This is a genomic window from Halomonas sp. M1 (assembly GCF_029581375.1).
Lineage (GTDB): Bacteria > Pseudomonadota > Gammaproteobacteria > Pseudomonadales > Halomonadaceae > Vreelandella.
This window is the reverse complement of record NZ_CP121119.1, coordinates 2,308,637-2,334,772: the sequence shown is the minus strand read 5'-3', so window position 1 is coordinate 2,334,772 and position 26,136 is coordinate 2,308,637. Positions and strand designations below refer to the sequence as shown.

Genomic DNA, 26,136 nt, shown 5'->3' with positions numbered 1-26,136 from the left:
TAGGTATGAGCAGCAACTTAAACAATATTGGTTTTGTCACGGGGTTACTTACAAGCTAACCGTGTGCCCCACGTCAGCCGCCTCGCATTAGCGCTGCAGGCCCCTGCTGATGTAGTGCTAATGGCTTGGCAAGGGTGAGCCGCATTGAGTATATCGAGACCACAACGCTATCTATACAAGGCAGTAACCCTATCAGTATTTAAGCGTTTGAAAATTATATATTTTCTACGACTTTAGTAATAATAAAAGACACCACAGGAGTGACTCAATTATGTATCAACGTATCTTAGTACCGGTCGATGGCTCTGCCCATTCTCAGCACGCGCTACGTATTGCTTGTCAGCTTTTAGAGGGCAGCGATTCAACACTTCACCTACTGCATGTGCCCGAAGCGCTGACGTATGCGGCGACATTGGTCTGGGGGCTTGGCGCTGTCAATGCGGAGGCCTCCAATGGTGAGCGCGAAGCGCTAGGTAAGCAGCTGTTAGAACACGCGGCAAAATCAGCCGCAGCGTATGGCGCTCGGCAGGTGGAGAATCAGTTGGTACAAGGCGACCCGGTACGGGTGATTTTAGCCACCGCTGAGGAGTGCCATGCGGATGCTATCGTCATGGGCAGTCGCGGGTTAAGTGATTTAGGCGGCGTTGTTATTGGCAGTGTGTCACACAAAGTGAGCCACCTCGCCAAGTGCCATGTTATTACCGCGAGCCAGTAGCTGGTGTGAGTCATAAAAAAGGGTACCCGTTTAAGCGGGCACCCTTTTTTTAGGTAATGCTAATAACGCTTAAAGATGATTAAGCGCTTTTCTTCTTTGTGATCTTAGGATCGCTCGCCTTATCTTTTTGATCACTTGGTTTGCTGTCACTGGCGTCGCTGGGTTGTGGCAGCGATGGCAGCGATTTGGCGAGCATTTCTACACTGTGGCGGTAGTAGAGCTGGCTCTTATTATGCTCGCCCATGCTGGCGTAGAGGCGGGCAAGCTCGGCACATACTTCACCATTGGGGCGCTGGCGCTGACTAGCTTCAAAGTATTCCAGCGCTTTTTCCCACTGGCCAATACGTAGCGATAGGCGCCCGCAGGCTAACAGCAGTTCTGGGTCATTGGGGCGCTCTTGCAGCCATTTCTCTGCTTTCACCAGCTGGCGCGCTGCGTCTACGTTAAGCAAGCCGTAACGTTTTACCAGGCGTGCATCCCAGTGGTGGTCCAGCGAGTGATTGAGCAGCCGTTCAGCAATAGGCTCTTCGTTCGACTGGAGCAGCGCCTCGGTGTAGAGCACGATCAGCTCAGTATTCCCACGCAGGTAGTCCGGCATATCGGCCCATAACCCCCGTACGCGCTCGATATTGGTGGGGTTCTTGGCCTCAAACACAATCAGTTCACGGTAGGCCTTGAACTCCAGCTGCTCACGCTCTTGCTGAGTAATCAGCTTTTGTGCGGCTAAGCGCGGGATCAGGTGGCGTAGCCCCTCCCAATCGTTAACGCTGAGATGCACCTGCTTAAGCATCTTGAGCACTTGAGGGTGGTTGGTCAGCTGCTTATCCAAACGATTAAGAATCGCCAGTGCTTCTTCGGGCTGCTGACGGTCGATCATCAACTGCGCCTGCATCAGGCCAATCGCTGTGTCGGCGCCTTCGGTAGTTAGCTGAGCCTTGTTAAGATGCTCTTGAGACTTAACATGGTGGCCTTGGTAGTGTGCCGCCAGCGCCGCTGAAAGGTAGTTAACCAGCGGGGTGCTGGAGTCATTGGCAGCGTTAACCAGAGTTTTTTCAGCTTTTTTGAAGCGGCCTTCGGTAAGGGCCACTAAGCCATGCACCGTGCGTTTCATGGCGCGGCGATTGCGGGCGCGGCTGTTCCAGGTGCGAAAGTTACCCACGGGACGAATAATGCCGCTTAAAAGCCGCAGGGCAAAGTGCAGCACAAGGAAGGCGGCGAGTAGCAGTACCAGGCCAAACCAGAAGGAGGTCTGTACCGATGTTTCACCGACACGAATTAACCAGTAGCCAGGCACCGCCATCATTAGGTGCCCAAATAGGGCACCTACTGCAAGGCCTGCGACGATAAGAAGAATGAGCTTTCTCATGCGTCACCTCCGCCTTGGCGACGCGATTCAAAGCGGTTTTCAATGAAGTTCGCTAGCGCCTGCTGTGACGCGCTGATATCGGGCAGTTCTGGCTTCACCTCGGTTTGCTTTAGCTCCTGCAGGCGATTAATGACGCTTTGGGTCTCGTCACGATCGGTGTCGTAGTAGCTGTTAAGTAGACCCAGGGCTTTATCAAGGCTCGCTTCGTAAAGTTCCTGCTCTTCTTTGAGTAAGGCGAGCTGCGACTGCTCAAGCACTAGGCGCAGGCTTTGACGCAGATAGGTCTCTTGCTCTGGAGTAATCAGCGTTTCCAACGCTTCGTCGTGATGGCGAATCACGACAAGATCTTTTAACTCTTCGCCAAAGCGTGCTAGCTGGCGCTGGAAGGTACCTGTAGGCGGCTGCTCGATGCTAGAGGTAACGGCACGCTCTTCCACTTCCTGGGAAAGGCGCAGGCCAGCGATGCGTTCCTGCTGGGCGTTCAGCGCCAGATAGATACCGGTGCGGTCTACGCGGGGTACCGCATCAAGGGCGGCCAGCTCATTGGCGATTTCACGGCGTACCGAGGTCAGTGCCGGGTTGTCGGCGTCCACTAGGCGGGCGTCGGCGGTGTTAAGCAGGGCGGCTGCACCATCGACATCACCTTCAAGCTGCAGGCGCTGGTTGGCTAAGCGCAGCAGATAGGCGGCTTCTGCGTGTAGCCAGTCGCGCTCGTCGGTTTCCTGCTCTTGGGATAGCTGGGCCAGCACTTGATCCAGCGTCTCGTCGACGTCACTGCGGTAAGTGTCAAGTTCACTGCGCAGATCGCTCAAGGTGCTTTCCAGCGCCTGACTGCGCTCTGCTTCGCCACTTTCGATACGTGACTCAAGGTCGCTAACGGCCTGCTGGGAGGCGCTGTCTTCAGTCTGCTGAGTCAGCGCATCAATGCGCTGCTGTTGACTATCCAGGCGCTGCCAGCCTTGCCAAGCAACCAGTACTAATGCCACCGCCAGGATAATCACCAGCACAATGGCGAGCATGCCGCTCTTGCCACTGTTGCCGCCGTTGCCACTGTCGCTACCCGAGTGGCGGTCACCACCACCACTGTTAGTGGGCGGCGGCGTGAAGGCGCCTTTGGGGCTTGCGCTTGCGCTCGCGGTGCTCGTACCCGCTGCCTGTTTGGGGGCAGGCTCATCTTTTTTGGCACCGCTGTGTGGTGCTACAGGTGCGGCGCTTGTGGTGTCTTGCTTAGAATCGGCGGGTTGGTGGCCGCCTTTATTACGCCGCCGGGAACGGCTGTTCTTAGCGGCATAGGAGGAAGATGCTGAGGTAGTGCTTGACCCTGCAGGCTCGCTGTTGGAAGAGGCGGGCACGGCGGTATCGCTCGGCTTAGCGCCCTCTTGGGATGCATCGGCAGACGTCTTGTGTACGCCTTCCTGATCGTTTAGTTGTTTGCTCATCTGTCGCTAGCCCTTATTAAGTTCCTTGATCGACATCGGCACCCTTTGGGTTGCAGGACCGATCCAACGCGGCTACCAGCGCAGCCGGCGTTGCTCCCGACGCCACCTTGAGGTCACAAAAACCCAGTTTACCGGCCAGTGTAGCTAAACGGTGACTGGAAACGATTAGCGGTTGGTTCAACGCTGCTTGATCACACCATTTTGCCAGATGTTCAAGCAGTTCGCTGCTGGTAACGATTAACGCCCGGTAATCGCCTACTAAAAGACGTTGCTGCATGGCCGCTGAGGGCGGTTGATACACTCGCCGATATACTTCTACGCGGGTGACTTGCGCGCCACGCGTTTCCAGCGTCTCGGTGAGTAGTGTGCGGCCGCCTTCACCCGCTACCAGTAGTACTCTCTGGTGGGTTAATGCTTTTAGTGAGGCAAGTGCCAGCAGTGCCTCGCTGGTATCTTCACCGCTTGCAGGTGAAGGAATGTGAACGCGTACGCCTAGCAGGTTGTGAAGGGTGTAGGCGGTGGCGCTGCCAACACTGTAGTAATCAATCCCTACAGGAAGCTGCGGCCAATAACGCTCCAGCGCTTCGCTTAAACATTCGGCTGCGAAGGGGCTGACCACTACTATCTTATGGTACTGATCAATATCCAGCCAGATTCTGCGCTGTTCCGGTGCTTCGGGCAGTGCTTCAAGCTGCATGACCTCCAGGGATTCGACCCAAGCGCCCTGGGCGCGCAGCGCAGCGGCAAGCGCTTCACCACGCTCTCCGGGTCGGCAGATCAGTACCGGTTGGGTCATACGTTGTGGCCGTAAACCTCGGCCAGGATATCCCCAGCCCCTTGGTCAAGGAGGTCTTCAGCCACCCGAATGCCCAGCGCTTCCGGCTCGTGGATGGAGCCACTGCCTTCGGCCCGTAGCACTTCGGTGCCTTCAGGGTTGCCCACTAAACCGCGCAGCCAAATGGTTTCGTTGGCCTTGTCGAGAATCGCATGACCACCGATAGGCACCTGGCAGCCGCCTTCTAAGCGGGTGTTCATTGCCCGTTCGGCGCGCACGCGGGTGGCGGTGTCAGGGTCATCCAGAGGAGCCAGTAAGCTGATCAGCTCAGGGTCATGCAAGCGGCATTCGATACCCAGCGCCCCTTGGCCGCAGGCCGGTAGGCAAATTTCTGGGGGCAATGCTTGGGCGATACGTGCATCCAGCCCCAGGCGTTGCAGCCCCGAGGTGGCAAGAATAATCGCATCAAATTCACCGGCGTCTAATTTTGCCAAGCGAGTTTGTACATTACCGCGTAGATTAAGAATTTGAAGATCCGGACGGGCCTCGCGCATTTGCAGGCCACGGCGTAGGCTGGCCGTGCCGATGCGGGCACCTTCAGGCAGCTCTTCAATGTTGCTGTAGTGGTTGGAGACAAAAGCATCGGTGGGGTCGGCGCCATCTAAAATCACCGAAAGCCCGAGGCCTTCTGGGAAGTGCATCGGCACATCTTTCATGGAGTGCACGGCAATGTCTGCGCGGCCATCCAGCATGGCGTCTTCCAACTCTTTGACAAATAGCCCTTTACCGCCAATTTTAGAAAGCGGCGTGTCGAGAATTTTATCCCCTTTGGTAGAGAGCGGAACCAGCTCGACTTCCAAACCGCTGTGTGCCGCCATCAAACGGTCGCGGACGTACTCGGCCTGCCACATGGCCAACTGGCTTTTACGCGTGGCAATGCGCAATTTAGTGATGGATGACACGTTATTCTCCCTTGGCCGCTGACACGGCGCGTCGAACTATGATAAGTCTCATGATAAAGCACCCGGCCACACAGTAAAAATAACCGGTTAAATTTAAGCGTAGCGTTGAAACGCGTCTTACATCTTTAGGTAACGCGATGCCCCTTGAAGAACCGCAAGGTCAGCTCGATCAATTTTTCCGGCTCTCGCAGGACATGTTCTGCTGCATCGACGCTGCGGGCATAGTGCTTAACGTCAATCCTATGTTTGAAACACTGCTGGGCTATAGCGCTGCAGAGCTGGTGGGCCGACCGTGCGGTAAAGTGATCGACCCGCGTGATTATAAGGTGATCGAAACGGCGCTGGCGCAACTGCTTCAAGGGGAAATCATCAAAGCCTTTGATGTTCGCGCGTTAACCGCAGCAAGGCAACTGCTGTGGCTGGAAGTCACGGCGTCACTCGGCGATAAGGTGATTTATGTCATTGCCCGGGATATTACCCGGCGCAAGGCCATTGAAAAGCAGCTTTTACGCAATCAGCGGCTGCTGGAAATGGCGGGTGAGTCTGCGCTGATTGGTGGCTGGTACGTAGATGTGGTGAATAACGTGCCCGTTTGGTCAGACGAGCTGTGCCAAATTCACGGCATGCCGCCGGGGTTTAAACCCTCTGTGGAGGAGGCCTTCGCTTTTTATGCGCCAGGCTCTAGAGAGCAACTTATGCGCGATTTTCAGGCGTGTAGTGATACCGGCATTAGTTTTGACGGCGAGTATGAGGTGATCACGCGTCAGGGGCGACACCTGTGGGTGAGAGCCATTGGCAGAGCGGTGAGAGATGAGCACGGAGAGATTTTTCAAATACAAGGCTCAACCCAGGACATAAGTCACCGTAAAGCCACCGAGCAAAAGCTACAGCTGCTAGAGCGCAGCGTTGAGTCGAGCACTAACGGCGTGATTATCGTTGATGCGCTCAGCGACGATCTGCCCATTGTCTATATCAACGCAGCCTTTGAGCGCATCACGGGCTACTCCCGGCAAGCTGTGCTGGGGCGTAACTGTCGGTTTCTTCAGGGAGAAGATACCGCGCCGGAATCTCGGCGACAGCTGCGCAAAGGTATTAATGCCCAGCGTGAAGTGCATGTGGTGATTCGCAACTACCGGTGCGACGGGACGCCGTTCTGGAACGATCTATACATTTCGCCGGTGCGCGATGAAGCCGGCGTAGTGACCCACTTTATTGGCGTACAGAATGACATTACCTCACAGCGCGAGTATCAAGCGCAGTTACGCCATAACGCGAGCCACGACGCGCTGACCGGGCTGCCTAATCGGTTGTTGCTCAACCAGCGCTTGGCCCAAGGGTGTCTGTTAGCAAAGCGCTACCATCGCTACTTAGCCGTTCTGTTTGTCGACCTAGATGACTTTAAGCCGATTAACGACACCCTGGGCCATGAAGTGGGGGATTTTCTGCTGATTGAAGTGGCTAAGCGGCTGGAGGAGGAGCTGCGCCCTTGGGATACCGTGGCGCGCTTTGGTGGCGATGAGTTTGTTGTGCTGCTGCCAGACTTAGCCCACGAGCAGGATGTACTGCAAGTGGTAGAGCGTCTGCTCGCTCGGGTTTCGTCGCCCTACTGGTATCGCACCAGCGAGCTACGAATTTCCGCGAGCATTGGTATTGCCACCGATGATGGGACTATGAGCGAGCCACGCCAGCTGATTCAACAGGCAGACCTTGCGATGTACAAAGCCAAGCGGCGGGGGCGCAACACCTACCAGTGGTATACCGATGAGTTAAATCGCAAAGTAACCGAGCGCGTCAGTTTGCGTCATGCCCTTCAGCAGGCCATTGAGCAAGACCAGTTTGAGCTACATTATCAGCCTCAGGTTTGCCAACGCGGCCGGGTGGCCGGGGTAGAAGCACTGCTCCGCTGGTACCATCCTGAGCGTGGCAATATCCCGCCGGTGCAGTTTATTAGCCTAGCGGAAGACACCGGGCAAATTATGCCCATCAGTGAGTGGGTGCTGGCCACCGCGTGCCGGGACGCGGTGGCCCTCAACGCCGCAGGCCACGGCCCGATCACCATGGCCGTTAATGTGTCACCTATGCAGTTTCAGCGGCCAGGTTTTTTGGCGTCTATAGAAAAAGTGCTACAAGAGAGCGGTCTTGCGCCTGAGCTATTGGAGCTAGAGCTTACCGAAGGTGTGCTCATGGATAGCGCCGAGCACACGATTCAAGCGCTGCATGCCCTGCGCCGCATGGGGGTACACATAGCGCTGGATGACTTTGGTACGGGGTTCTCCAGTTTGAGTTACTTAAAGCGCCTGCCGATTAGTAAACTCAAGATTGACCGCTCCTTTGTTCGCGAAGTGGTTAACGACCGCCGCGATGCGGCCATTGTGGATGGCGTTGTCACCATGGCGGATAAACTGGGTCTTGAGGTATTGATTGAAGGTATCGAAGCCGCCGAGCAGTTTAACTATTTCAAAGGGGTTCAACGTGCCCACTTCCAAGGTTACTACTTTGCTCGGCCGATGCCCCTTGCAGCGCTCTATGCGTTTTTACAACCCCCGCTTACCGCCACCGTTACAATTGAGTCACCTACGTCTTAAGCGGCCACTGTTTAAAACGGCATGCCGCTGAGTGCGGCGACTCTGGTACACTTTCGATTAACGATTCCATTAGTTTTGTCAGCAGGATATGCCTCCGATGAGCCAAGCTACGAACCAGTCTTGGGGCGGTCGCTTTAGCGAGCCCACCGATGCTTTTGTTGCACGCTTCACCGCGTCAGTAACGTTCGACCAGCGCCTAGCGCGCCAGGATATCCAGGGCTCTATCGCCCATGCCACCATGCTTGCCCGGGTAGGTGTGCTCAGCGATGAAGAGCGCGACGCCATTATCAACGGCCTGACCGAGATTCAGGGCGAGATTGAGCGGGGCGAGTTCAACTGGTCGGTGCCGCTTGAAGATGTGCACATGAACATTGAGGCGCGGCTGACCGATAAAATCGGCATTACCGGCAAAAAGCTGCACACCGGGCGCTCTCGAAACGACCAGGTGGCTACTGATATCCGCCTGTTTATGCGCGACGAAATTGACGTCATTGAAGCAGAGCTGGTACGCCTGCGAGAAGGTATGATTGCGCTGGCCGACCGCGAAGCCGATACCATTATGCCCGGCTTTACCCACCTGCAAACGGCGCAGCCGGTCACCTTTGGCCACCACCTGCTAGCCTGGCAGGAGATGCTGGCCCGTGACCACGAACGCCTGCTGGACTGCCGCAAGCGGGTCAATGTCCTGCCCTTAGGCGCTGCGGCGCTGGCAGGCACTACCTACCCCATCGACCGCCACGTGACGGCTGAGCTGCTCGGTTTCGATCGCCCAGCAGAAAACTCCCTGGACGCCGTCTCCGATCGCGACTTCGCCATCGAATTTACCAGTTTTGCCAGCATTCTCATGATGCACCTGTCGCGCATGAGCGAAGAGCTGGTGCTGTGGACCAGCGCCCAGTTTGACTTTATCGACCTGCCTGACCGTTTCTGCACCGGCTCCTCCATCATGCCGCAGAAGAAAAACCCGGACGTGCCTGAGCTGGTGCGCGGTAAAACAGGCCGGGTCTACGGGCACTTAATGGCGCTGCTGACACTCATGAAGTCCCAGCCGCTGGCCTACAACAAAGATAATCAGGAAGACAAAGAGCCGCTGTTTGACGCGGTAGACACCGTGCGCGACTGCTTAAAAGCCTTTGCCGACATGGTGCCCGCCATTGAGCCGAAGAAAGAGAGCATGTATGAAGCCGCGCGGCGCGGCTTCTCCACTGCTACAGACCTCGCTGATTACTTAGTGCGCAAAGGCGTTGCCTTCCGTGATGCCCACGAAATTGTTGGTTTGTCAGTGGCCTATGGCCTGAAAACCAAAAAAGACCTCTCGGAAATGACCCTGGAAGAGCTGCAGCAGTTCTCCACCATTATCGAGCAGGACGTGTTTGAGGTATTAACGCTAGAAGGCTCTGTAGCGGCGCGTAATCACATTGGCGGCACCGCGCCTGACCAAGTGCGCGCAGCGGCAAGCCGTGCCCGCGAAGCGCTGGCAGCGCTTAAAGGTGACGCATGAAGCGGCAAGCCTTCACATTGAGCGCAGTGCTACTAACGGCGCTGCTACTCGTCGGTTGTGGCCAGAAAGGACCGCTTTATCTGCCTGACGATACCAACGATTCGGCCGCCGAGCAGGAGGGGTAATGGATCACTTTAACTACCGTGACGGCGTTCTTTATGCTGAAGATGTGCCGCTAACGCAGCTGGCTGACGCGCTGGGCACGCCTTGCTATGTCTACTCCAAGGCAACGCTGGAGCGCCATTTCCGTGCCTATACCGAAGCGCTAGGTGGCCACCCGCACCTGATTTGCTACGCGGTAAAAGCAAATTCCAACCTTGCTGTTTTAGGGCTGCTGGCAACGCTAGGCGCCGGGTTTGATATCGTCTCAGTGGGCGAGCTTGAGCGCGTATTGAAAGCCGGTGGTGACCCTGCAAAAGTGGTTTTCTCGGGGGTTGCCAAGCAGCCTCAGGAGATGGCCCGCGCCCTTGAGGTTGGCATCAAGTGTTTTAACGTTGAGTCGCGCTCAGAGCTTGAGCGCTTGAATCGCGTGGCAGGTGAGCTGGGAAAAATTGCGCCAGTCTCGCTGCGGGTTAACCCGGATGTAGACGCGGGCACCCACCCGTATATTTCAACCGGCTTGAAAGATAACAAGTTTGGTATCCCGGTAGATGAAGCGCTAGACGTTTATCAGCTAGCGGCCAGCCTGCCCAACCTGCGGGTGGCAGGGCTTGATTGCCATATCGGTTCCCAGCTTACCGAAACCGCGCCGTTCTTGGATGCCCTAGAGCGGTTATTGATGTTGATGGAGCGGTTGCGTGAGCGTGGCATCGAAATCGACCACCTGGATTTAGGCGGCGGCCTGGGTGTGCCTTACCGCGATGAAACGCCACCCCAGCCATTTGATTACGCCAGCCAGTTGCTGGCGCGTCTCTCCCGCTGGAAAGGCGGTGAAACGCTGACCCTGCTGTTTGAACCCGGCCGCTCCATTGCCGCCAATGCAGGGGTCATGCTGACCCGCGTGGAGTTTTTAAAGCCTGGCGAAACTAAAAACTTTGCGATTGTTGATGCCGCCATGAATGACCTGATTCGCCCGGCGCTGTATCAAGCATGGCAGGCCATTGTGGCGGTGGATACTCGCCACGAGCGCGCAACAGCCACCTACGATGTGGTGGGGCCGGTGTGCGAAACCGGTGACTTCTTGGGTAAAGAGCGCGAGCTGGCGATTACCGAAGGTGACCTGCTGGCGGTGCGCTCGGCGGGGGCTTATGGTTTTGTGATGGCCTCCAATTACAACAGTCGCCCGCGTCCGCCAGAAGTGATGGTAGATGGCAGTCACTACCATGTAATACGCGCCCGGGAAAGTTTGGAAAATCTGTGGGCTGGCGAGGCGCTGTTGCCTGAAGGGGCGCGCTGATGCTGCTCCACTTCACTAAAATGCACGGCTTGGGCAACGACTTTATGGTGGTTGACCTAGTCACTCAGCGCGCCAGGTTACTCGATGAGCAGATCCGCCAGTTGGCGGATCGCCGCTTTGGCATTGGCTTTGACCAGCTATTAATCGTCGAGCCGCCCCGAGACCCGGAGATGGATTTTCGTTACCGCATCTATAACGCCGACGGTAGCGAAGTGGAAAACTGCGGCAACGGCGCGCGCTGCTTTGCCCGCTTTGTGCGTGACCAGCGCCTGACCCATAAACATGAAATCCACGTGGAAACCGCGGGTGGCCCGCTGGTGCTGAACGTGCAGCACGATGGCATGGTGCGCGTGGATATGGGCAGACCACGCTTTAACCCTGCCACGCTGCCGTTTGAGGCGCCTGGCGACCAGCCGCTACATGAGGTGGTTGTGGAGGGGGAGACGCTGCAGCTGGGCGTAGTGTCCATGGGCAACCCCCATGCGGTTTTGCAGGTGGAGAGTGTCGATAGCGCACCGGTGGAGCGCTTAGGGCCGCTGCTTGAATCACACCCGCGCTTTCCCAAGCGAGTGAACGTCGGCTTTATGCAAGTGGTGGCGCCCAATGAGATCCGCCTGCGAGTATTTGAGCGTGGCAGCGGCGAAACCCTTGCCTGCGGAACCGGCGCCTGTGCCGCCGTGGCTAGCGGTATCCGCCAAGGGCTGCTGAAAAGCCCGGTGACGGTACACCTACCGGGTGGTCAGCTCAGTATTGAGTGGCCTGACCCTGAAGCATCGCTTGTCATGGTAGGGCCCGCAACACGGGTCTTTGATGGTCGTGTAGCACTCATCTAATTCGAGGAGAACGGCGATGTCTCAAGCCCCCGAGCCGCGCAAGACGCTCGACCCTGACCAAGTGGCGTTTTGGCTGGCCCGTCATCCCGATTTTTTTGTCGGTCGAGAAGGGCTATTGCAGCAGCTCAAGGTGCCCCATCCCAATATCGAGGGTGCCGTATCGCTGCTTGAGCGGCTAGTCATTGATTTGCGCCAGCGCGCCGAAACTGCGGAAGATCGCCTAGAGCACCTGTTGGAAACCGCACGGCATAACGAGTCCCAATATCGCCGCCTGCGAGAAACGCTGCTGGCGCTGGTCGAAGCGCAAGATCGTGATGCGTTAGCCCAGGCCCTGGCCACCCAGCTAAGCGAGCGTTTTGATACGCCCGCTATGGCGCTGTGGTGCCCGGCGTCATTAAGCGATAGCGAAGCCGCGCCCCCACAGCCGCCGCGTCACGTGTTAGACCAGCACGCCAGCGCGCGGTTAGCGGCGCTGCTGGATGGCCGCACCAGCCGCTGCGCCAAGCTTAGCGTGAGCGACTGGAAGTGCCTGCTGCCCCATACCAAAGCGCCGCGTAGGGCTGGTTCCTGCGCCATTTCACGGCTATCGGCAGGGGAGCCGCTGGGGTATTTACTGCTTGCCAGTCCCGACCCCGAGAGCTACCGCGCCAGTATGGATACGCTGTTTACCGAGTACCTGGGCGATATTGTGGCGCGGCTGTTGATGCGCCTGGAACCCCATGCCTAACACGTCCATTGCTGAGCAGGTTGAGCGCTATTTAGCGGCCCTGGCGGCCCACGCAAGCCCGGCTACGGTAGCGGCTTATCGCCAGGATTTAGCCGCGCTTTGCCGCTTTACGCAGCAGCGTGACATCACTGAGCCAAGCGCGCTGGATGCCACCCTGCTCAGAGCGTTTTTAGGGGCCGAGCGCAGCCGAGGCCTAGCCCCCAGAAGCCTGGCACGCAGGCGGGCTGCGCTTTCGCGCTTTGCGGATGACCTGGTAAAGCAAGGCGTGCTTGCGGATAACCCCGTCGGCCTGCTGCGAACCCCGAAGCAACCAAGCCATCTGCCCAGGCCCGTGGATGTAGATGCGCTGGCGCGCTTTTTAGATACACCCCACGACGGCACGCCGCTGGCGATACGCGACCAAGCCATGCTGGAGCTGTTTTACTCCAGTGGCTTGCGCTTGGCGGAGCTGGCGGCGCTGGACCTTAACCATTTAACCGCTAATCATGTGCGGGTAATGGGTAAAGGCAGTAAGCCCCGCCAAGTACCGGTGGGTCGGCGAGCTCATCAGGCGCTCACAGCGTGGCTTGCCTGCCGTAGCGGGCTTGCGCCTGAGGGTGACGTCGCGCTATTTGTCGGTCAGCGCGGCTCGCGCCTTGGGCATCGTGCTATCCAAAAGCGTTTGGCGCAGCTGTCGGTAACCCGTGGCTTGCCTGAACACCTGCACCCTCACCGCCTGCGCCACTCGTTTGCCAGTCATCTGCTGGAGTCGAGCCAGGATCTACGCGCGGTGCAAGAGCTACTTGGCCATGCCAACTTATCTACCACCCAGGTATATACGCGGCTGGATTGGCAGCACCTAGCCGAAAGCTACGATGCTGCTCACCCGCGCGCTAAACGCCGCCCTGCTGGGAGCTAACCATGTCGTCGCTAGAAGCGATTACTTTTGATCTTGATGATACGCTTTGGGACAACCAGGGCGTGATGCTAAAAACGGAAGAGGGGCACTATCGCTGGCTGTTAGAAGCCCTGGCGATGTGGCGCGAAGCACGCCAGGAGCCGCCGTTAGCACTGCATTACCAGCAAGGCGTGGCGGATTATTTGCAGCGTCGCCAGCAGTGGGCACAGCGGGTGCCGGAACGGCGTGGAGACTTTACTTGGCTGCGGTTAAGGGCGCTGGAAGAGCAGCTTGAGGCACAGGGCCTGACGCGCAGTGCCGCCTTCATGTGGGCGGCCGCCGCGATGAATGAGTTTCACCGCCTGCGGGTACAGGTAACGCCTCATCCTGAAGCGGCCGGTTTGTTAGCCGCTTTAGCTGAGCGCTACCAGTTGGCCGCGATTACGAATGGCAATATTCACTTAAAGCGCCAACCTTTGGCCAGCTATTTTCCCGTGGCGATTGCCGCAGGTGAGTTGCTGGCGCCGAAGCCTGATCCCAAGCCCTTTCTTACCGCGCTTGAGCGGCTTAACGTGGCCCCAAACCGGGCTATGCACGTGGGTGACTCGTGGAAAGAGGATGTGCTGCCTGCCCAGCAGCTGGGGATGCATGCTGCCTGGATTGCCGAGCGCGGTGACCAGGCACTACCCGCGCGCGTCCACCGCATAGCCCATGTCAAAGAGTTGCCTAACCTGATCGAGTGGCTGGAGAAGCGGCGCTGAGTGCGCTGTATTTTCACCAGCGAATGTTACGAGCCGCTTAGGCAGGCGGCTGGTCGTACTCTGATTGATCCGGTGTATGCAGCCACTGGTCGAGCTTCTTGGAAAGCGTATCCACGCCGTCGCGCTTAAGCGATGAAAAAAGCTGCACAGACACGAGGTCTTCCCACTCTTTCAGGCGTGAGCGGACTTTTTGTAGCGTGGCACTGGCTGGGCCTTTTTTGAGTTTGTCGGACTTGGTGAGCAAAATATGCACCGGCATTTCACGCTGGTCGGCATAGTTGAGCATCATTTGGTCGAACTCGGTAAGCGGGTGACGTACATCCATCAGCAGCACCAAGCCGCGCAGGCTAAAGCGGTTACGAAGATACTCAGCCAAGTGCTTTTGCCACTCTAACTTGACCGATTCTGGCACTTTGGCGTAACCATAGCCGGGCAAATCAACCAAACGGCGTGATTCATCGTTCATCACGCTAAAAAAGTTAATCAGCTGGGTACGACCCGGGGTGCGCGACGTGCGCGCCAGCGCGGTCTGCTGGGTAAGCGCGTTAATAGCGCTGGATTTACCTGCATTGGAGCGCCCGGCAAAGGCCACTTCCGCACCGGTATCGTCAGGGCAGAGCGCAAGGGTCGGCGCACTGATAACAAAGCGGGCGGTGGGGTAGTTCAGTCGGGGGACTAGGCTATCATGGGGGGTAGTCATGGAATCAATCCTGGAAAACGAACGTATAAACGGCTCGCTTCACCACATTAGTGTGAAAAAAAGCGATACCGCGACGAATTACCCCGAAAGCAGTCTTGGACTTGCATTCCCGCCGCTAGGGTGATTCGTTATAATGCAAGAGGTTTATAACTGCGACCTGGGGCGCTAGTGTACCATCGCGCTCTAGCCAGCAGCGACCAACACGACATGTTGTTCGTTTTGGCGGAGCTGACCCTGGTAAAGTGCTGAACCTGGGCAGCGCCCAGGATGCGTACCAGTCAATAATCAAACGGCATAGTGGACTAGCAATGAGAAAGTTACTGGCAAGCCTGGCAATTACCATGGGTGCCGTTGGCACCGCCCACGCGCAAACCGACTATCAAGCAGAAGCCGATGCTTCAGCAGGTCGTGAACTGGCCCAAACCTGTGCGGCCTGTCACGGCCAAGCGGGCATCAGCCCGTCGGGTGCGTTTCCTAACCTGGCAGGTCAGCAGATGTCTTACCTGGCCAAGCAAATTATGGACATCCGCGATGGCAACCGTATGGTGCCCACCATGGCGGGGCAAGTAGATGATTACTCCGACCAGGACGCCTGGGATGTGGCCGCGTTTTTCGCTGGGCAAGATGCTAACTTGGGCCAAACTAGCGATGAAGATGCAGAGCTTCTCGCCCGCGGTGAAGAGCTCTATCGTGCAGGTGACATGGCGAAAGGTATCCCCTCCTGTAGCGCTTGCCACACACCTACCGGTGTTGGTATTGGCAGTGCGGTGTATCCGGGGCTTTCCGGTCAGCATGCGGAATACACTATTGCCACCCTGCAGGATTTTGCAGCCGGTGAGCGGGCTAACGACCCGAACAACATCATGCGCGATATCGCTTCTAAAATGAGCGACAGCGACATGGAAGCGGTAGCGAACTACCTGTTGGGCTTGCACTAAGTTCAGCGTCTAGGGTTCTCCCCTTTGCTAAACGACGTTGGCAAAGCGGGGAACCTGTGGCCTATATCGACGGTCACAGCTTTCGCTTATCCTTGGAGAATTCTCGCTATGTTTAAAACGTTAGTGGTCGCGCTGGCCGGTTTCGGCCTTTCCGCTGCTGTCAGTGCCCAGGAGTTGGTCGAAGGCCAGCACTACACGCTACTTGCTACCCCCGTGGCGACAAACGTAGACGAAGGGCAGATCGAAGTGACCGAAGCGTTTTGGTACGGATGCCCGCACTGCTATCGCCTCCAAACGCCGGTAAGCGAGTGGTATGAGTCGCTTGAAGACGATGTCAACATCGTGCACATGCCTGCGACCATGGGCGGTGACTGGAATACCCACGCGAATGCTTTTTATGCCGCTAAGTCGCTGGGGATTGAAGAAGAGCTGCATGCAGACTTCTTCGCAGCGATTCATGAAGACGGTCGTGCGTTAACAGATGCTGATGACATTGCGGCATTTTTTGCGGATTACGGCGTCAGCGAAGAAGAAGCAAAGCAAGCGCTAACGGCTTTCAGCGTGCGCAGTGACGTTAACAAAGCGAACAGCCGCATGCGAGAAATGCGCCTAATGGGTGTTCCTGCGCTAGTGGTTGATGGCCGCTATGTGATTACCCCTAGTACGGCCGGCAGCTTGGATAACATGCCGCAGATTGCCGGTGCGTTAGTTGAGCGCGTCCGCAGCGAGCGCACAGAATAACAGTGCTGGAGCAGGGCCATGTTGGCGGCTTAACAGGTGGGCTAACGTCCAATCGCGGAAAATCGTTATTGGATCATGGTCACCTCAGGCTACTGACGTTCAATCTGCAGGTGGGGATTCAAACCTCCGCCTACCACCACTATGTAACCCGTAGCTGGCAGCATTTTTTACCCCATCCCCAGCGTTTGAAGCGGTTAGCGGTGATGGGCGAAGTGCTAAGCCAATTCGATGTGGTTGGGCTGCAGGAAGTGGACGGCGGTAGCTTCCGCTCCAGCAGTATTAACCAAGTGGAATTCCTCGCCGGTCAGGCGGGGTTTCCCCACTATTTTCAACAGCTAAACCGTAACTTGGGGCGTATTGCCCAGCACAGTAACGGCCTTTTATCCCGTTTAGTGCCTAGCCGCATTGAGGAGCACCGCTTGCCGGGTGCGATGCCTGGGCGTGGGGCGATACATGTGCGCTATGGCAATGGGCCTGATGCACTGCATATCTTTGTGGCCCACTTGGCGCTCAGCCATCGTGGCCGTGTTCGGCAGCTTAATTATCTAAGTGAAATCATCGAGCCGCTTCGTCATGTCGTGGTGATGGGTGATTTGAACTGCACGCCTGAACAGCTTCATGCCCATGAGCGTTTCAGTACGTCCCTGCCGCTCCACCCGGTCAAGCCGCTTTTAAGCTATCCGTCGTGGCAGCCACGCCGTGCGCTAGATCATATCCTACTCTCGCAAACCCTCGAAGCCGCCGAAGTGCGCGTGTTAGACCATCTGTTTTCGGACCATCTGCCGATTGCCGTAGATCTGCCGCTGCCTGCCGCTTGTCTAAACGCTTTAGCCGATGCAGAGCAGAAGCCGAGGCATTAGCCAACACGCGCTAATGCGCCGAATAAGCATATTAATTGCCGCTTAGCGCCGAATAGCGCGCTTATGGGGATGACGTCCGGCCTAGAATCAGCGATGATTCTGGGCCGTTTTATTAATGCAGGACAACAACAATGCGCGCAAATGCCCAGGAGCCACGCTTATTGCGCTGGCTCGACTGCTTGACCGAAGGGGTGGGCCGGGCCATTGCCTGGCTAGTAATCTTCATGATGGCGATTCAATTCGCTGTTGTAGTGATGCGCTATTTCATCGGTATCAACAGTATCGTGATGCAAGAGTCGGTGATGTACATGCATGCCGCTGTTTTTATGCTGGGTGCGGCTTGGACGCTTAAGCGCGATGGCCATGTACGGGTCGATATTTTTTACCGCCGCTTATCGGCGAAAGGGCGCGCCTGGATCGACTTGCTTGGAACGCTGTTTCTTCTCATCCCTGTCGCGCTATTTATCGCTATCAGCAGCTTTCGCTATGTGCAGAGCAGTTGGGCGGTGATGGAGCGTTCCCCCGATGGCGGCATCCCAGGCGTGTTTCTGCTCAAAACGTTGATTTTAGTTATGGTGGGGCTGCTGCTGCTGCAGGCGGTTGCGCAGCTAATGCGCCAGACATTGATTATTCGCGGCAAGCTATCCAACGCCTCCCACGAGCATGAGGAGATTCTCTAGTGCTGGCTACGTTACTAGAATTTATGCCGCTGGTGCTGTTCGCTACGGTGTGTGCGGTGCTCATGCTTGGTTATCCGGTTGCCTTAGCGTTGGCAGGTACCGCGCTGGCGTTTGCGGGCTTTGGCTTAATGCTCCAGTCCATGGGCGTGGCCGTGCCCTTTGAAGCCCGTATGATGAACGCCATGCCTAACCGGCTTTACGGCATTATGACCAATCAAACGCTGCTGGCGGTGCCGCTGTTTGTGTTGATGGGGGTGCTTTTAGAGAAGTCCCGAGTGGCGGAAACGCTGCTCGATGCGATGGCCATGGCGTTTGGCGCCCTGCGTGGCGGGCTGGGCATCGCGGTCGTAATTGTCGGCATGCTGCTGGCGGCCTCCACCGGCATTGTGGGTGCAACCGTAGTAACCATGGGGCTGTTATCGCTACCCACCATGTTAAAGCGCGGTTATTCACCCGCTTTGGCCACTGGTACTATTTGTGCCACGGGAACGCTTGGGCAGATAATTCCGCCCTCTATTGCCCTCGTTCTTTTGGGTGATGTGCTGTCGAATGCTTACCAGCAGGCCCAGCTGTCCATGGGAGTGTGGAGCCCTAAAACACTCTCTATTGGTGATCTTTTTATTGGTGCGCTGGTGCCCGGCTTGCTGCTGGTCATTGCGTATATCGTCTACTTGTTAATAGTGGCTTGGCTGAAACCCTCGGCTGCGCCAGCGGCTGACCGCGCAGCCCTAAAAGCGGAGCTGGGCCATACAGGCAGTATTTGGCCGTTGCTATTAAAAGGTTTACTGCCCCCCGTACTGCTGATCGTCGCCGTTTTAGGCTCCATTTTAGGTGGGTTTGCTACACCCACCGAAGCGTCAGCCGTGGGTGCGTTTGGTGCGCTGTTTTTGGCTGCCGCTAACCGCCGTTTGAATATCACTATGCTGAGAGAGGTGCTGCACTCGACGGCACAGGTCACCAGCATGGTGTTTTTGATTCTGATTGGCGCAGCGCTGTTCTCGCTGGTATTTCGCGCCTATGGCGGTGAAGAGCTTGTCACCGAGCTGTTTGAAGCCATGCCTGGTGGGGTGGTGGGCGCCACGCTAGTGGTTATGCTCGTTATTTTCTTATTGGGCTTTATTCTCGACTTTATTGAAATCACGTTTGTAGTGGTGCCTATTGTCGGGCCGGTACTGCTGGCCATGGGCGTCGACCCCATTTGGCTAGGCATTATGATTGCGGTTAACTTACAAACCTCGTTTTTAACCCCGCCGTTTGGCTTTGCGCTGTTCTATTTGCGCGGTGTTACGCCGCAGAGCGTACCCACCTCGGCAATTTATAAAGGGGTGATACCGTTTATCCTGTTGCAGTTAAGTATGCTGTTGGCGCTAGCCTTTTTCCCAGGGCTTGCCACCTGGCTACCATCGATCATGTAAGAGGGGTATATGACTCATATAGCCAATGTATTGACCATCGCAGGCTCCGACCCTTCCGGTGGCGCAGGTATCCAGGCAGACCTTAAAACGTTTTCTGCGTTGGGTGTATACGGTACCACCGTGATAACGGCACTAACGGTACAAAACACCGGCGGCGTGGCCGCCGTTTACCCTGTCTCGCCTCAGGCCATTCGTGAACAGCTTGAACACCTGCTGGACGATGTTCGCGTGGATGCGGTCAAAATTGGCATGGTGGCCAGCCGCGACGTGGCCGAGGTTATTGCTGATGTGCTGAGTACGCGCCGCCCCCGCTGGATTGTGCTGGATCCGGTGATGGTGGCAAAAAGTGGTGATATCTTGGTCGATGATGCTGGTATCCGTGCGGTACGCGATATTTTGGTGCCGTTAGCCGACGTGATAACCCCCAACATACCCGAGGCCGCGGTGCTGTTGGGCACTGCGTCGCCCACCACGCTAGATGAGATGGAAGCTATGCTGCCAGGGCTCAGCCAGCTAGGCACACCCTATGTGGTGTTAAAAGGTGGGCATTTGCGGGGCGAAACCTGCCCCGACCTATTAGCCTCACCCGGCGGTCATTCATGGCTACCGGCCTCGCGTATTGCTACCAAAAACCTGCACGGAACCGGCTGCGCACTCTCCTCAGCGATTGCCGCGTGCTTGGCCAAGCTGCCCCAAGACGCCGCCGCTGAGGCGCCGATAGCGGCCATTAGTGAGGCAAAACAGTGGCTACACACCGCGTTAGAAGAGAGTGAGCGGTTAAGCGTTGGTAAAGGGCGTGGCCCGGTGCACCATTTTCATGCCTGGTGGTGACTGAGTGACGATGGACATATTGTCCTGGCGCAGATAAACGAACAGAACAGCCAAGGTTAGGGCAGTGCCTGCTTGCGGTATGCGCATTCGAGCACCATGCTGAAGAGTGCCTGCTTGTCTTACGACTGCGCCGACTGCTCGGCCAAGGAGTTGTGCTGTGTCTCAGACCCTGCTGTTTGCCACTGACCTTTCCCAAGATAACCGCGCTGCGTTTGCCCGAGCGCTGCGCCTCGCTTACGCTCAGGGTGCCCAGCTCGATATTTTGCACGTACTCGATCCCTACTTGCCTCATCGGGTTCTGCATGAGGTGGAGCGCGCGGTCAGTGAAGACATTAGCGCCACGCTGACGGATCTTCGTGAGGACTATGCGTTAGAAGCCCCCGCACTAATGATTCAGACGCTAGTAGGCTCCCCCCATGTGGAGATCGTCCGCGAAGCCCATGAGCGGCATGCTTCGCTGATCATTATGGGGATGCACCGTAAGCGCGGTCAGAAAGACCTGCTCTTGGGTACCACCGTGATGCGGGTGCTGCGCAGCGCGCCTTGCCCGGTGGTAGTAGCGTCGTATCTACCCACCCAGCCCTGGCAACATATCTTGGTGCCCATTGATTTTTCGCTGGCGGCTCGTCAAACCTTAAAAGAGGCGTTAATTCGCTTTCCTGAAGCAAAGCTGACGTTACTCCATGCCTGGAGCCTGCCCGGCGAGCGTGAGCTTGGCTCGCAAGCTTACTACGCCCAGTGGCGCGACCACGAGGTATCGCGGTTACGCGAAGCACTGGATAACGAAGTCGAGAGCCTGCTGCGTGAGCTTGATGGCGTGCCTGATATAGAGCTTGTGCTGGAACAGGGCCAGCCCTGCAACGTATTGCACGATTACATGAAGCGCCACACCCCTGACCTAGTGATGATCGGAAGTCGTGGCCAGCCCCATCACACCAGCCAGTTAACCGAGATGCTGCTTAACGAACCCCACTGCGATTTAATGCTGTGCCGTGCGTGGTGAAAGTGATACGGAACCTTTATGAGTTGAGTTTGTATGTATAGCTGAGGTGTAGGGCCAAAAAGGCCGCCCCTTATGCCACTCAACCCGGAGGTTTTGACCGTGCCCCTTATTACTCTTAATCGCAGCATCGCAAGCGTCATACTGATGGCCGGTATGGCGCTTTTTGCGTCAGCGGCCTTAGCCGATAGCGTTACCGAGCGTGGTGAACGCTTTGACCGTGTTGTTGAGGAGAACGGCCAGCGCTATCGGCTGCTTGGCAGCGGAGTGTTTCGCTATATGATCTGGACCGCTTACGCAGGGGCTTACTATCAGCTTGAAGGTGAAGAGCAGCCGCAGCCGTTAAGCAACGTGCCGCGCCGCCTGGAGCTTGCTTACTTTCACGCCATTGATGCCAGCGACTTCGCAAAAGCGACCGAAGAGTCGCTAAAAGCGTCGCTAACGCTTTATGAATTCAACCAGATTCAGGAGCCCCTTGAGCGATTTAACCAGCGTTATCGCGACGTTGTGCCCGGCGACCGCTACCTGTTGAGCTGGGACGGCGAGCAACTGCGTCTTGGGCTTAATGGTGAAACGCTCTTTGAAGACGATAGCGCCGAGTTTGCCAGCGCCATGTTTAGTATCTGGTTGGGCGAACGTCCGCTTGGTGAAGGCTTTCGTGATGCATTGTTGGGCCAGAACTAAATGCGCGGTGAGTTTTGGTTGAATCGGGTGGCGGCGCTTACACTGTCCTCACTGTAGAGAATCATGCAAGGGGAAAGCGTGAAAGCACTGATTCAACGGGTAAAAAGTGCCAGCGTCACGGTAAATGGCGACGTAGTCGGTGATATTAACAACGGGCTGTTGGCGTTGGTAGGGGTGGAGAAGCGCGATAGCGAGACAGAGGCCGATAAGCTACTTCACAAGTTGCTGCACTACCGCGTATTTAGCGATGCTGACGGCAAGATGAACCACAACCTGCAGCAGGCTGACGGGGGGCTTTTGCTGGTTTCCCAGTTCACCCTTGTCGCTGATACCCGCAAGGGGCTGCGGCCCAGCTTCTCTAGCGCAGCTCCCCCGGGGGAAGGGGAGCGACTGTTTAATTACTTAGTTAGCCAAGCCCACGCTGCTTGGCCCAAGGTTGAAACCGGCCAATTCGGCGCTGATATGCAGGTAGCACTGGTGAACGACGGGCCGGTTACGTTTCTGCTGGAAAGCTAAGGGCTGTCCGCCCACCAAGTTAGGTATCTTCGCTTGCCAGTAGCTCGGCTTCCATGGCTTCAAGCGCTTCTTCGGCGGCGAGCCAGGTCTGTTCGGCGCCGTCTAAACGCGCCTTAATGTCTGCTTGCTGGGCAAGCGCTTGGGTTAATTCAGCCTTTCGAGCGCTATCGGTGTAGAGCGCGGGGTCGGCGAGCACGGATTCGACCTCTTCCAGCGCCTGCTGAGCTTTTTCCATGGCTTTTTCAGCGTGATCGCGCTGTTTTTTCAGCGGCCGCAGCTTCTCGCGCAGTTCCGCCGCCGCTTTGCGGGTAGCTTTGCGGTCGCTGTTTGGCTGCTGGCCCTGGCGCTCGCTTTTTTCACTGCGGCCATCGCGGCGGCTCTCTTCCAAACGCGCCTTCAGCCATATCCGGTAGTCGTCAAGATCGCCGTCGAAGGGTTCCACACGGTGATCGGCCACCCGCCAGAACTCATCCACCGTCGCGCGCAGCAGGTGGCGGTCGTGGGAGACCAGAATCACCGTACCCTCGAAACTTGCCAGTGCCTCGGTAAGCGCTTCGCGCATTTCCAAGTCCAAGTGGTTAGTAGGCTCATCGAGCAGCAGTAGGTTGGGTTTTTGCCAGGCAACCAACGCCAGTGCCAAACGCGCTTTTTCACCACCAGAGTAAGTAGCCACTTCGCCAAATGCATCATCGCCCTTAAAGCCAAAGCCGCCGAGGAAATTGCGAATGTCTTGGTCGCTCGCTGTGGGTGAGAGACGCTGCACATGCACAAAGGGCGTTGTGGTCACGTCGAGACTTTCCAGCTGGTGCTGGGCAAAATAGCCAATGGCTAAATGCTCCCCAGGCACTCGCTTACCCTCGAGCAGCGCAAGCTCACCGGTCAGTGATTTGATCAACGTCGACTTACCCGCTCCGTTGGGGCCTAACAAGCCGATACGGCTGCCGGGCAGCAGGGTAATGTTGACCTTCTCTAGCTGCGCGACATCGCCCGCGTCGCCGCGATAGCCCAGGGTGGCTTGGTCAAGTACCAGGAGCGGGTGGGATGTTTTGTCGGCGGCAGGCAGGGTGAAGTGAAAAGGCGAATCAGTGTGGGCGACGGCAATGTCTCCCATGCGCTCCAGCATTTTTACGCGGCTTTGTGCCTGCTTCGCTTTGGTTGCCTGGGCGCGGAAGCGTGCAATAAAGCGCTCAATTTCTTCGCGCCGGGCCTGCTGCTTGGCGGCTTCTGCTTGTTGCAACGCAAGCTTTTCAGCCCGCGTGCGCTCAAAGCGGGAGTAATTGCCGCGATAAAGCTCAAGCGTTTGGTGATGCATGTGGACGATGTGATCGCACACAGCATCCAAGAAGTCACGGTCGTGAGAAATCAGCAGCAGCGTGCCTGGGTAGCGAGTCAGCCACTGTTCTAGCCAAAGCAGGGCGTCAAGATCCAGGTGGTTGGTCGGCTCATCAAGCAGTAATAGATCGGAAGGCATAAACAGCGTGCGCGCTAGGTTCACCCGCATACGCCAGCCACCGGAAAAGTCCGACAGGGGGCGCTTAAGATCGGCTTGTACAAAACCAAGCCCCACCAGCAGCTGAGCCGCCCGTGATTCGGCCGTGTAGCCATCCAGCGTTTCGATCAGCCCATGTAATTCGGCTTCCCGGTGCGCATCGTCTGCTTCGCGAGCGGCCAGCAGGTCTGCCTGTGCACGACGCAGCGCGTGATCGCCATCCAGTACATACTCAACAATGGGGCGGTTTAGGGCGTCTACTTCCTGGGCCATGTGGGCAATTCGCTGACCACCGCTCATCTCAACGTCGCCCTGGTCGGGCCCAAGCTCGCCTAGCAGGAGTTTAAACAGGCTCGACTTACCGGCGCCATTTGCCCCGATAATGCCCGCCTTTATGCCGCTGTGGAGCATAAGGTCAGCGTTATCGAGTAACGTTTGTGTGCCCCGTTGCAGGGCGACTTGGCGCAGTGCGATCATGCATTCTCCCGATAAAAGTGGGTAAATCAATGCTCGATTCTAACCGATTACAGCGCTTACAGCAGGCTCCGCTGTGGGATTTCGCACTGGCACTTTATGCCCAGCCCGGGGTTGAGCAGGCTTGCCTCGTATTACAGGACAAAGCAGGCGGTGATGTGTGCGAATTGCTGTTCCATAGCTGGCTTTATCAGCATGGTTTGCAAGCTGCTCCTATGGCGTTAAATACCATCCGTCAAGAGCGTTTAGGCTGGCAGCAGCGGGTCACCGAGGCGCTAAGATCGCTGCGTCGTGAGCTTAAGCCGCAAGCGGAAGGAAGTGACTCCATTACTACGCTGCGCAAAACCATTCAGCAGGCTGAGCTTCAAGCAGAGCGTGAAAACCTTCAACGCTGGCAGGCATGGGCCTGGCACGCCACGGCGAGTAATCAACGATTAACAAATAATCAAATCAGCCCGCCAGAAGTCGCAAGATGGCTGCATGATACGCTGTTTTTTCTGGAGTTTGATCAGCAAAGACAAAACAGGAGCCACACACGTAGAGACCTGTTGTCGGCGTTGGAGGTAGTGGCTTGCCAGCTTGACCGCTTGGGTTCATCACGCTAGCCTGAAATTAAGCTATTTTTGAATAACGCGGCACACGCTGAATAAATCATCTGCTAAATCACAGCAATAACTAACTAATCAGCAGGGGTGATATGCGTTGGTTTTAGAGTCGCTGTGAGCTAGCAAAATAGAAAACTGCGTTATTCAAAAAATAAGATTTTGGCGCATTTGTATAGCGCGCTGACCACTGAAAGGGGAACTCTGCATGAAGGCAAAAAAAACTTTTTCGACTCGTTCAGTAACGACAAAGTTATTGACCACGGCTAGCGTTGGCGCACTGCTGTTTGGCCTTAGCGCTGCTGCCCAGGCGGATAACTGGCGTTACGCTCATGAAGAATACGAAGGCGATGTACAAGACGTTTTCGCAATGGCGTTTAAAGAGTACGTCGAAGAGAACTCCGATCATACCGTTCAGGTATACCGTTTCGGCGAGCTAGGTGAGTCTGACGACATTATGGAGCAGACCCAGGCGGGTATTCTCCAGTTCGTTAACCAATCACCGGGTTTCACTGGGTCGCTGATTCCTGAAGCACAAATCTTCTTTGTGCCTTACCTGCTGCCCACCGATGAAGAAACTGTTATTGAGTTCTTCAACACCAGTACCGCTATTCATGAAACCTTCCCAGAGCTTTACGCCGAACAGGGCCTTGAGCTGCTGAAGATGTACCCGGAAGGCGAAATGGTAGTAACGCTTGATGAGCCGTTTACTACGCCGGAAGAGCTGCGCGGTAAAAATATTCGTACGATGACCAACCCGCTGCTGTCAGAGACCTATCGCGCCTTTGGTGCTAGCCCAACGCCGCTACCCTGGGGTGAGGTTTATGGCGGTCTGCAAACCAACATTCTACAAGGTCAGGAAAACCCGATCTTCTGGATTGAGTCTGGTGGTCTCTACGAAGTTTCTCCTAACTTAGTATTCACTGGTCATGGCTGGTTCACCACCGCAATGATGGCTAACCAAGACTTTTATGAAGGTCTTTCAGAAGATGACCAGCAGCTGGTGCGTGACGCTACCGAAGCCGCTTATGAGCATATTATCGACCATATCTCTGGCTTAGCGGATGAATCACTGGCGAAAATCCAGGATGCATCTGACGAGGTGACGGTTACCCGTCTCAACGAAGAGCAGATTCAAGCGTTCCGCGAACGTGCTCCACAGGTTGAAGAGCGCTTTGTAGAGCTAACCGGTGAGCGCGGTGCTGCGCTGCTTGAGCAGTTTAAGCAAGACCTGGAGGCAGTACAAAGCAACTAATCACGCACTAGAGT

The 26,136-nt window shown here is 56.4% G+C and carries 26 protein-coding genes; 20 read left to right on the top strand and 6 right to left on the bottom strand.

Going from position 1 to position 26,136, the window contains the following annotated elements:
• The first annotated feature begins 271 nt into the window (after positions 1 to 271).
• The gene (locus tag P8S54_RS10700) at positions 272 to 715 is read left to right on the top strand and encodes a universal stress protein (RefSeq protein WP_281441735.1); all 444 of its coding nucleotides are present in this window, start codon (positions 272 to 274) and stop codon (positions 713 to 715) included.
• 79 nt (positions 716 to 794) lie between these two features.
• Here P8S54_RS10700 and P8S54_RS10695 read toward each other — a convergent pair whose 3' ends face one another.
• Genes P8S54_RS10695 through hemC form a run of 4 tightly spaced genes read right to left on the bottom strand, consistent with a single transcriptional unit; the run spans position 795 to position 5,257 of the window.
• Positions 795 to 2,081: a heme biosynthesis HemY N-terminal domain-containing protein gene (locus P8S54_RS10695; protein WP_009098238.1), complete on the bottom strand. Its 1,287-nt coding sequence runs from the start codon at positions 2,079 to 2,081 to the stop codon at positions 795 to 797.
• Positions 2,078 to 3,520 (bottom strand): uroporphyrinogen-III C-methyltransferase, encoded by a 1,443-nt coding sequence (locus P8S54_RS10690; protein ID WP_281441734.1) that lies wholly within the window; start codon positions 3,518 to 3,520, stop codon positions 2,078 to 2,080. The genes P8S54_RS10695 and P8S54_RS10690 overlap by 4 nt, the downstream gene beginning before the upstream one ends.
• Positions 3,521 to 3,536: 16 nt before the next feature.
• Positions 3,537 to 4,316 (bottom strand): uroporphyrinogen-III synthase, encoded by a 780-nt coding sequence (locus P8S54_RS10685; RefSeq protein ID WP_281441733.1) that lies wholly within the window; start codon positions 4,314 to 4,316, stop codon positions 3,537 to 3,539.
• Positions 4,313 to 5,257: a hydroxymethylbilane synthase gene (gene hemC / locus P8S54_RS10680; protein WP_281441732.1), complete on the bottom strand. Its 945-nt coding sequence runs from the start codon at positions 5,255 to 5,257 to the stop codon at positions 4,313 to 4,315. Before hemC ends, P8S54_RS10685 begins: the two co-directional genes overlap by 4 nt.
• Before the next feature lie 137 nt (positions 5,258 to 5,394).
• Here hemC and P8S54_RS10675 point away from each other — a divergent pair, with 137 nt between their 5' ends.
• From P8S54_RS10675 to P8S54_RS10640, 8 genes are all read left to right on the top strand, one after another.
• The gene (locus P8S54_RS10675; protein WP_281441731.1) at positions 5,395 to 7,842 is read left to right on the top strand and encodes an EAL domain-containing protein; all 2,448 of its coding nucleotides are present in this window, start codon (positions 5,395 to 5,397) and stop codon (positions 7,840 to 7,842) included.
• Positions 7,843 to 7,939: 97 nt separating this feature from the next.
• The gene (gene argH / locus P8S54_RS10670; protein WP_281441730.1) at positions 7,940 to 9,343 is read left to right on the top strand and encodes an argininosuccinate lyase; all 1,404 of its coding nucleotides are present in this window, start codon (positions 7,940 to 7,942) and stop codon (positions 9,341 to 9,343) included.
• A complete protein-coding gene (locus P8S54_RS10665) occupies positions 9,340 to 9,468 on the top strand; it encodes a lipoprotein (protein WP_009098254.1) in 129 nt (42 codons plus the stop codon). The genes argH and P8S54_RS10665 overlap by 4 nt, the downstream gene beginning before the upstream one ends.
• Positions 9,468 to 10,739, top strand: a complete 1,272-nt coding sequence (gene lysA / locus P8S54_RS10660) for a diaminopimelate decarboxylase (RefSeq protein ID WP_281441729.1) — start codon at positions 9,468 to 9,470, stop codon at positions 10,737 to 10,739. Before P8S54_RS10665 ends, lysA begins: the two co-directional genes overlap by 1 nt.
• Positions 10,739 to 11,572, top strand: coding sequence for a diaminopimelate epimerase (dapF, locus tag P8S54_RS10655; protein ID WP_281441728.1), 834 nt, complete (start codon positions 10,739 to 10,741; stop codon positions 11,570 to 11,572). The genes lysA and dapF overlap by 1 nt, the downstream gene beginning before the upstream one ends.
• Positions 11,573 to 11,588: 16 nt before the next feature.
• A complete protein-coding gene (locus P8S54_RS10650) occupies positions 11,589 to 12,299 on the top strand; it encodes a DUF484 family protein (protein WP_281441727.1) in 711 nt (236 codons plus the stop codon).
• Complete coding sequence (locus P8S54_RS10645; protein ID WP_281441726.1) at positions 12,292 to 13,197, top strand: tyrosine recombinase XerC; 906 nt, start codon at positions 12,292 to 12,294, stop codon at positions 13,195 to 13,197. The genes P8S54_RS10650 and P8S54_RS10645 overlap by 8 nt, the downstream gene beginning before the upstream one ends.
• Positions 13,198 to 13,199: 2 nt before the next feature.
• Positions 13,200 to 13,937 (top strand): HAD family hydrolase, encoded by a 738-nt coding sequence (locus P8S54_RS10640; RefSeq protein WP_009098264.1) that lies wholly within the window; start codon positions 13,200 to 13,202, stop codon positions 13,935 to 13,937.
• Between the two features lie 37 nt (positions 13,938 to 13,974).
• Here the strand turns inward: P8S54_RS10640 and yihA are convergent, their stop codons facing one another.
• Positions 13,975 to 14,637, bottom strand: a complete 663-nt coding sequence (gene yihA, locus P8S54_RS10635) for a ribosome biogenesis GTP-binding protein YihA/YsxC (RefSeq protein WP_281441725.1) — start codon at positions 14,635 to 14,637, stop codon at positions 13,975 to 13,977.
• Between the two features lie 308 nt (positions 14,638 to 14,945).
• Between yihA and P8S54_RS10630 the strand changes: the two genes are divergently transcribed.
• The 9 genes from P8S54_RS10630 (at position 14,946) to dtd (ending at position 22,302) form a co-directional block, all read left to right on the top strand.
• Positions 14,946 to 15,575 carry a c-type cytochrome gene (locus tag P8S54_RS10630; RefSeq protein WP_281441724.1) on the top strand — a complete coding sequence of 210 codons (630 nt, stop codon included), beginning with the start codon at positions 14,946 to 14,948 and terminating at the stop codon, positions 15,573 to 15,575.
• Between the two features lie 108 nt (positions 15,576 to 15,683).
• Complete coding sequence (locus tag P8S54_RS10625; RefSeq protein ID WP_281441723.1) at positions 15,684 to 16,316, top strand: thiol:disulfide interchange protein DsbA/DsbL; 633 nt, start codon at positions 15,684 to 15,686, stop codon at positions 16,314 to 16,316.
• Positions 16,317 to 16,384: 68 nt separating this feature from the next.
• Positions 16,385 to 17,176, top strand: a complete 792-nt coding sequence (locus P8S54_RS10620) for an endonuclease/exonuclease/phosphatase family protein (protein WP_105208908.1) — start codon at positions 16,385 to 16,387, stop codon at positions 17,174 to 17,176.
• A 131-nt stretch (positions 17,177 to 17,307) separates the two neighbouring features.
• The gene (locus P8S54_RS10615; protein WP_009098273.1) at positions 17,308 to 17,856 is read left to right on the top strand and encodes a TRAP transporter small permease subunit; all 549 of its coding nucleotides are present in this window, start codon (positions 17,308 to 17,310) and stop codon (positions 17,854 to 17,856) included.
• A complete protein-coding gene (locus tag P8S54_RS10610; RefSeq protein ID WP_281441722.1) occupies positions 17,856 to 19,271 on the top strand; it encodes a TRAP transporter large permease subunit in 1,416 nt (471 codons plus the stop codon). Before P8S54_RS10615 ends, P8S54_RS10610 begins: the two co-directional genes overlap by 1 nt.
• Positions 19,272 to 19,280: 9 nt before the next feature.
• Positions 19,281 to 20,102 (top strand): bifunctional hydroxymethylpyrimidine kinase/phosphomethylpyrimidine kinase, encoded by an 822-nt coding sequence (gene thiD / locus P8S54_RS10605; protein WP_281441721.1) that lies wholly within the window; start codon positions 19,281 to 19,283, stop codon positions 20,100 to 20,102.
• 157 nt (positions 20,103 to 20,259) lie between these two features.
• A complete protein-coding gene (locus P8S54_RS10600; RefSeq protein WP_281441720.1) occupies positions 20,260 to 21,105 on the top strand; it encodes a universal stress protein in 846 nt (281 codons plus the stop codon).
• 99 nt (positions 21,106 to 21,204) lie between these two features.
• A complete protein-coding gene (locus P8S54_RS10595; RefSeq protein ID WP_281441719.1) occupies positions 21,205 to 21,786 on the top strand; it encodes a chalcone isomerase family protein in 582 nt (193 codons plus the stop codon).
• A 78-nt stretch (positions 21,787 to 21,864) separates the two neighbouring features.
• On the top strand, positions 21,865 to 22,302 hold the full coding sequence (gene dtd / locus P8S54_RS10590; protein WP_281441718.1) for a D-aminoacyl-tRNA deacylase: 438 nt from the start codon (positions 21,865 to 21,867) through the stop codon (positions 22,300 to 22,302).
• Positions 22,303 to 22,321: 19 nt separating this feature from the next.
• Here the strand turns inward: dtd and P8S54_RS10585 are convergent, their stop codons facing one another.
• Entirely contained in the window at positions 22,322 to 24,268 is a 1,947-nt protein-coding gene (locus P8S54_RS10585) for an ATP-binding cassette domain-containing protein (protein ID WP_281441717.1), read from the bottom strand.
• 29 nt (positions 24,269 to 24,297) lie between these two features.
• Between P8S54_RS10585 and P8S54_RS10580 the strand changes: the two genes are divergently transcribed.
• Together P8S54_RS10580 and dctP are read left to right on the top strand one after the other, a co-directional pair.
• Positions 24,298 to 24,870: a TIGR02444 family protein gene (locus tag P8S54_RS10580; RefSeq protein ID WP_281441716.1), complete on the top strand. Its 573-nt coding sequence runs from the start codon at positions 24,298 to 24,300 to the stop codon at positions 24,868 to 24,870.
• 205 nt (positions 24,871 to 25,075) lie between these two features.
• The gene (dctP, locus tag P8S54_RS10575) at positions 25,076 to 26,122 is read left to right on the top strand and encodes a TRAP transporter substrate-binding protein DctP (RefSeq protein ID WP_281441715.1); all 1,047 of its coding nucleotides are present in this window, start codon (positions 25,076 to 25,078) and stop codon (positions 26,120 to 26,122) included.
• Positions 26,123 to 26,136 lie beyond the last annotated feature (14 nt).